Source organism: Methyloceanibacter marginalis (genome assembly GCF_001723295.1).
Lineage (GTDB): Bacteria > Pseudomonadota > Alphaproteobacteria > Rhizobiales > Methyloligellaceae > Methyloceanibacter > Methyloceanibacter marginalis.
Map to the genome: position 1 here is coordinate 1 of NZ_LPWD01000080.1, position 6,331 is coordinate 6,331.

General features: G+C 64.8%; 7 protein-coding genes and 2 pseudogenes. 8 read left to right on the forward strand and 1 reads right to left on the reverse strand.

What is annotated here, in order from left to right:
- The 6 genes and pseudogenes from AUC71_RS03795 to AUC71_RS22165 all read left to right on the forward strand — a co-directional run.
- Positions 1-433 (forward strand): annotated as a pseudogene (locus AUC71_RS03795) (hypothetical protein); the annotation flags it as partial.
- Positions 434-435: 2 nt separating this feature from the next.
- Positions 436-759 carry a hypothetical protein gene (locus tag AUC71_RS03800; RefSeq protein ID WP_069623200.1) on the forward strand — a complete coding sequence of 108 codons (324 nt, stop codon included), beginning with the start codon at positions 436-438 and terminating at the stop codon, positions 757-759.
- A gap of 97 nt (positions 760-856) precedes the next feature.
- Positions 857-1,792, forward strand: coding sequence for a DUF3300 domain-containing protein (locus tag AUC71_RS03805; RefSeq protein WP_083238051.1), 936 nt, complete (start codon positions 857-859; stop codon positions 1,790-1,792).
- Entirely contained in the window at positions 1,789-2,391 is a 603-nt protein-coding gene (locus tag AUC71_RS03810; RefSeq protein WP_069623202.1) for a hypothetical protein, read from the forward strand. The genes AUC71_RS03805 and AUC71_RS03810 overlap by 4 nt, the downstream gene beginning before the upstream one ends.
- A 58-nt stretch (positions 2,392-2,449) precedes the next feature.
- Positions 2,450-2,998 (forward strand): annotated as a pseudogene (locus tag AUC71_RS22160) (DUF2950 family protein); the annotation flags it as partial.
- Between the two features lie 4 nt (positions 2,999-3,002).
- Positions 3,003-3,353, forward strand: coding sequence for a DUF2950 family protein (locus AUC71_RS22165; protein ID WP_342021790.1), 351 nt, complete (start codon positions 3,003-3,005; stop codon positions 3,351-3,353).
- Positions 3,354-3,362: 9 nt separating this feature from the next.
- Here the strand turns inward: AUC71_RS22165 and AUC71_RS03820 are convergent, their stop codons facing one another.
- Positions 3,363-4,250 (reverse strand): AraC family transcriptional regulator, encoded by an 888-nt coding sequence (locus tag AUC71_RS03820; protein WP_204376623.1) that lies wholly within the window; start codon positions 4,248-4,250, stop codon positions 3,363-3,365.
- Positions 4,251-4,500: 250 nt separating this feature from the next.
- Between AUC71_RS03820 and AUC71_RS03825 the strand changes: the two genes are divergently transcribed.
- Both AUC71_RS03825 and AUC71_RS03830 read left to right on the forward strand, forming a co-directional pair.
- Positions 4,501-5,619, forward strand: a complete 1,119-nt coding sequence (locus AUC71_RS03825) for a hypothetical protein (protein ID WP_141701431.1) — start codon at positions 4,501-4,503, stop codon at positions 5,617-5,619.
- Positions 5,616-6,331 (forward strand): hypothetical protein (locus tag AUC71_RS03830; RefSeq protein ID WP_141701432.1); only part of this gene is annotated, 716 nt, incomplete at its 3' end. The genes AUC71_RS03825 and AUC71_RS03830, both read left to right, overlap by 4 nt.

A 6,331-nucleotide genomic window follows, 5' to 3' on the forward strand; every position in this document is an offset into this window, starting at 1 on the left:
CGAAGACGAGTCCCCTGTCTTTCTGGCGCCTGAGGCCGATGCCGAGATGCCAGAGCCCGCCGGGATCGACGGCCAGCCGGCCGACGCGATGTTCGATTTCGTGTCCTCCGAGGCGACGCCCGAGAGGATCGAGCCGGAGATCATCGCGCCCGAATTCATCGCGCCCGACACCATCGAGCCAGAAGTCGTCGAGCCAGAAGCCATCGAGCCCGAACGCGGAGACGTTCATGCGCTCGTCCAGGCGCTCAAGGGCGAGACGGCCCCGCCCAAGCTGACCTTCAAGGAGCGGGCGATGGCGGAGCTCAAAAAGTTCGCCGGCGCCTTTGTCTATCTTTGGGTGGTGTTCACGGTCCTCCTCCTGCACGAGTGGATCGTGCTGTCGGAGCACAATGTGGCTTCGCCTTTTATGGGCTCGCCACGCTCAACGCGATAGGCTTGGGCAAGATCATGATCGTGGCCGAGCATTTCCGCTTCGCCGAACGGCTGAAAGAGAAACCGCTTGTCTATCCCATCGTCTACAAGACAGTGGCTTTCACCACGCTTTTGTTGGTCGCTTACGTTCTCGAGATGATGCTGTTCGGCTTGATCGGCGGGCACGGCTTCTTGGCCAGCATGCCGGCGCTCGGCGGCAGCGTCTTCGGCACCATGGCGCTGTGGTTTATCTTCTGCGTGGCGCTGATGCCGTATTTCGCGTTCAAGGAGTTCGAGCGCGCGGTGGGCCCGGATATGATCCGCAAGCTGCTGCTGGGGCGGCGCTAGACGGGCGGGCTCGCGGGACGGCCGGCGCCGAGTCGATGGACGAAGCCACGGGAGGCGGCTAGTCTTCCTCCAACGCGGCGGGTGTAAAAGAAGCGAAATGCGCGGTCTTGCAGCTTTTACGGGCATTGCCCTTTTGCTGGCAATGCTGGGTTCGTCCCTGGCGCAGGAGGCCCCTGCAGGGCCGGAGGATGCGCAAGCGCCTTCCGAACAGGCCGCGCCGGATCAGGCCGCGCAACCGGATCAACAATCCGGGCAGGCGCTTCTCGACGAAGCGCAGCTTGACCAGCTCGTCGCCCCCATTGCGCTTTATGCGGACCCGCTGCTCGCTCAAGTCCTCATCGCCTCCACCTATCCGCTCGAAGTGGTGCAGGCGGAACGCTGGCTGGAGAAGAACAAAGAGCTGAAGGGCGACGCGCTCGACGAGGCCTTGGCCAAGGAAGATTGGGACGACAGCATCAAGGCGCTGGTCGAGGTCCCCGACGTCCTCGAGATGATGAACAAGGATCTCGATTGGACCTCGCAACTCGGCGACGCCGTGCTTGCGCAGCAAGCGGACGTGATGGGCGCCGTGCAGCGTTTGCGCGCGCTCGCCCATGAGAACGGCAAGCTCGAGTCCAACGACCAGCAGACGGTGACGGTCACGCAGGCGGTGAACGTCACCCAGCCGCCGGCCAGTTCCGATGCCCCGGCGAGCGCGCAGCCGGCGCCGCAACAGGTCATCGTCATCGAGCCGGCCTCGCCCGAGACCGTCTACGTTCCGTACTACCAGCCGTCGGTGGTCTATGGCAGCTGGCCGTATCCGGACTATCCGCCTTACTACTTCGCGCCGCGGCCCGGCTACATCGTCGGCGGCGCGCTGGCGACGGGTCTTGCGTGGGGCGCGGGCTACGCCATCGGCAACGCCATCTGGGGCGACGGCTTCGATTGGCGCGGCGACAACATCCACGTCAACGTCGATCGCAACGTCAACATCAATAACAAGAACGTCAACGTCAACAACTGGCAGCACAACTCCTATCACCGCCGCGCGTGAACTACGACAACGCGGACGTCCGCAATAAATTCTCCAAGAGCGACTTCTCCAAGGGCGATTTCGCCGACAAGACGAAAGATTTCCGCGGCCGCGGCGACGGTCTCGACAGACCGGGAGACAAGCGGCCGACCGTCGGCGATCTGGAAGCAGGCCTCGGCGACAAGCGCCCCGGCGGCGGCGCGCTGGGAGACAAGAAGCCCGATCTCGGCGGCAAGCGGCCGACGGCCGGCCAGTTGGAAGGCGCGCTCAAGGATAAGAAGCCTGGCGGCGGGGCGCTCGCGGAGAGAAAGCCCGACATCAAGAAACCCGACATCGCCAAGAAGCCCAATCTCGCCGACAAGAAGCCCAACCTGGCCGCCAAGACGCCGGACATCAAGAGACCGGACATCAAGAAGCCCGACATCAAGAAGCCGCAGGCCAAGCGTCCGTCTGGCAACGCCTTCGACAAGCGCGATGGCGGCAAGGCCAAGGACTTTTCGAATCGCGGCAGGTCGAGCGTCGGCAATCGCAGCGCCAAGCAACTGTCCTCCAGAGGCGGCGGCGCACACAGAGGCGGCGGCGGCGGACATAGAGGCGGCGGCGGCGGACGCCGGCGTTAGGTTTTCGTGCGCGGAGCTTAGAGGTCGAGTGATGGTTCAGAGATTGCGGCTGGTGCCAATGTTAGGCCGGTGTCTCGCAACGGCCGCGCTGCTGCTCGTGTGCGCGCCCGCTTTCGCCCAGGAGGCGTTCGAGACCCCCGAGGCCGCGGTCACGGCCCTGATCGGCGCGGCGAAGGAGGGCGACAAGGCAAAGCTGCTCGACATCCTCGGGCCCGAGGGCGAGGAGGTGATCAGCTCCGGCGATCCCGTCGCCGACACGAACGCGCGCGACAGCTTCGTCGCGGCCTACGACGAGAAGCATGTCCTCGAGCCGGAAGGAAAGGACACGACCATTCTCGTTCTCGGTGCGGACGATTGGCCCTTCCCGATTCCGATCGTCGAAAGGGACGGCAAATGGGAGTTCGATACCGGGGCGGGTCACGAGGAAATTCTCTTAAGGCGCATCGGGCGCAACGAGCTGTCGGCCATTCAGGCGAGCCTGGCCTATGTCGCCGCGCAGAACGACTACGCCGCGCTCGACGTGGACGGGCGCCGTCCTCCGGCTTACGCGCAGCGCATCGTGAGCAGCCCCGGCGCCAAGGACGGTCTCTATTGGCCGAGCGCGGAAGGCGATGCGCAGAGCCCGCTCGGCGCGCTGTTCGCCGAGGCTCGGAGGAAGGCTAGCGCCCCCGGCCGGCGGCACGCCCGCGCCTTATCACGGGTACTATTATCGGATCTTGAAGGGGCAAGGCGGCGGCGCCGAGGGCGGCGCCTTCGACTATGTGGTGGACGGGCGGATGATCGGCGGGTTCGGCCTCCTCGCCTATCCGGCCGAGTATGGCAATTCCGGCATCATGACCTTCATGGTCAACCATGACGGCGTCGTGCTGCAGAAGGATCTCGGGCCCGACACCGGGGAGCTGGCGGGCGAGATCGAGGCCTTCGCGCCGGATGAGACCTGGGCCAAGGCCGAGACCCAGTAGTCGTCGCGCTCAAGCCCGAAATTGCGTGGGCGATGCCCCGAAGCGGCGGCGGAAGCGCCGGTTGAAGTAGGACACGTCACCGAACCCTGTCTCCAATGCGATGGCGCTGACGGTCCAGCCCGCGTAACGCGGATCGGCGAGCATGCGATGCACGCGCGTAAGGCGCAGCTCAAGGACAAACTCCGAGAACGTCGTCCCCTCGCTTTCGAACAAGCGCTGCACGTAGCGTGGCGTCACGCGATGGCGCGCGGCCACGGCGCTCACCGTCAAATTCCCGTCGCTCAGATTGTCGGCGACATAGCGCCTCATCGCCTGTAGGCGGGCTGCGCGCAAACCGCGGCCTTCGGCGATGAAGACGGCATCGCGCGAGGCGCCGAGTGCCAGAGCCAAGAGATCGCGCATGTGCAGCGCCGTGGCCCGCGCGAGTTCGGGATCGGCGCAAGCCTGTTGCTCCTCGAGGAAGCGAATGTAGCTCAATAGATACTGCAGGGCCTCGGTCGGCGGCACGATCCGCCGCACCAGCACATCGTCGAGGTCCGGCACCAGCTTTGCCAGCACGCCCGGCTGGACGTGGAGACAGCGGTAGCGTGCGGGCCCGCGCGCGACGCAGGTGCTGGTTTCCGCCGCCGTCATCACCACGGCCTCGCCCGCGTTGTAAGCCGTCTCACGTCCACATTGGACGACCGCACCGGGAGACGTCATCACGAAGAGGACGAGATCGTCGTTGCCGTCGGCGACGAGCGTGGGGGTTCGCGTGAGGCGAACCTGTGACAGAGACGATGAGGTGACGGAGAGGCCGGGGGCACTGCGCACGGTGATATCGGCATGAAACGGCGCGTCGGCTGCGGGCTCGATCTCCGTGTGGAACATCCAGCGTCCGAAGAATTCCCGCCACACGGGAACGCGATCCCGCTCTGGCAGGTCGTTGCTAGAAAACCGGATCGGACTGAAGTCGCTGGCCTGAGTTTGCACGGGGATCCTCCCGTCGACGCCGCTTCTCAGTAGCAAGGAGGGTACCTTTCACGCGGGTTGAGGTCGAGCCGATTTGTTCGCTTCAGGCCAAGCCTTGTCGCGTGCGTCCAAGACCGGCGCCCCGCGCGCGCCTAGCCTCCGCTTGCCGAGGGCGTCGGAGGAGCAAATGCCAAAATTGTTCGTAAAGACCGCGCTGGCCGCGGCGGTGCTGGCCGTCTGCATGGCCGGGCACGCTAATGCGAAGCCGAAATTCGAAGAGGTCCATCTCGAGCAGGTCTATTCCACCGAACAAGACGCCGCGCTGCCCAACGACGAACCGTCGCAAGTCTTCGTCGACTGGGAGGATGGCAAGTGGACTGAAGTCCGCGACGGAGACCTGACGTTCGCCACGTCCTACCGCGTGAAGATGAAGCGAGGCTATATCGTGCTGGCCGACTTTGGCAGGCTGGGGCGCGGCGACAGCATGGTTTGGGCCATAGCCGTTAAACTATGGGGGGGAGACCTGCCCAAATCCGTCGCCGGCGTCCATCCGGTCCAGACCGACACGGAGTTTCTGAACAGCGCCCAAAAGGACGGCATCGTCGCCGCGTGCAACGACAGCGCCAATGAAGGCAACGGGTTTACCGCGTCGTACGACATCGTTCTCGGGATGCGCGTTTCGGCCCAATCGAAACAGCACGCTCTGGCCTTCGGCGGCTCGGAGGCGGAAGCGACCACGAGTAGCTTGATGCGGCTGAAGGTCGTCTGCGAACCCCCGGAAGAAACCGTCGAGGCCGCGCCGAAGCCGGTCTCCGTCGACCTCCAGATCGAGCAGTCTGGGGACACCTGCCCAAAGAGGACCGTTGCGACCGCTTACCTGAACTATGCCGAGCCTACGATGGCCAAGTTCCGTCTGTCGGTCGGCAACGGCCATCCCAAATTCCGCAGCGTCGAAACGCGCGAAGTCAGCTTCGCCGGCAAGACCTTCCACCGCGCCGAAGCGGAGTTCGACTACAAGCTCGATCCGGGCCCGAAGACGTTCGTGCTGCGCGCCAGAGGCATGACCGAAGCGCATGAAGAGACGGTGGAGATCGATTGCCCGCCGTTCAACGTCGTCTCCGCGTGGCTGACCTACGAGGTCGCCAAGACGGACGCTTGCCCGAAAGAGGTGATCGAGACGGCGATCTTCAATACGACGCGTCCAGGGTGGGTGAACCATGAGATCAAGCACCAGGGCGGTCTCGTGGTGAGCGAGGGCAAGCTCACGGCCAAGCGCGACGGCGACAAATATGCGGCGAAAGCGGTGCGGACGTGACCCTGGGTGAGGTCGACGCCCAGTTCATGGCCGACGCCAAGGGCTGGTCGGCGAATTCCGGCTGGGTGCCGCTCAAGATCGGCTGCTTGGAGGTGCTGGGCGGGACGCTGACCTTGACGGATTCCGGCGGCACGCAATGCCCGCGCAAGGCATCGGCCCTGGTCAACGTGGAGACCGATCTGGAAGGGCCCGTGCCCTACCGGCTCGACTGCTCGAACGACCATAGCTGGATGCGAAGCACGGCGGCGAAGAAGACGCCGGCCGGCAAAATTATCGCTGTCGACCTTATCCAATTCGACGTCACCAAGACGGCGACGGTCGCTTGCGGACTGAAGAGCCTCGCCGGCGGCGACACCGAGCTACTCGACTTCAAGGGGGCCGCGTTCAGTTGCGCCAACACGGCCGACGTATCGCAGACCGACGACATCGCGCCCGAACCGGCATCTGAGCCGGACTCCGATCCGAATAAGCCGGAGGGTCCCAAGATCGCCACCGAGCCGCCGGCGATCCAATGTGCTGGTGGGCAGGTAAAGAACGGTGCTTGCATCTGCCCAAGCGGATATGACCGCACCGCGTCCGGCACAAATGCGTGGCGCTGCGTCAAGACCGCGATCATTGTTCCTCCTGCGCCTAAGATCACTTGCGCGAACGGCAGCGTGAGAGGCGGCGCGTGCGTGTGCCCGAGCGGGCATAAGCGCACTGCCGCCGGTAC

Excerpts from the sequence above, each read along its gene's own strand:
- AUC71_RS03805 (WP_083238051.1), top strand. The coding sequence starts at position 857 with ATGCGCGGTCTTGCAGCTTTTACGGGCATTGCCCTTTTGCTGGCAATG.
- AUC71_RS22165 (WP_342021790.1), top strand. The coding sequence starts at position 3,003 with ATGCGCAGAGCCCGCTCGGCGCGCTGTTCGCCGAGGCTCGGAGGAAGG.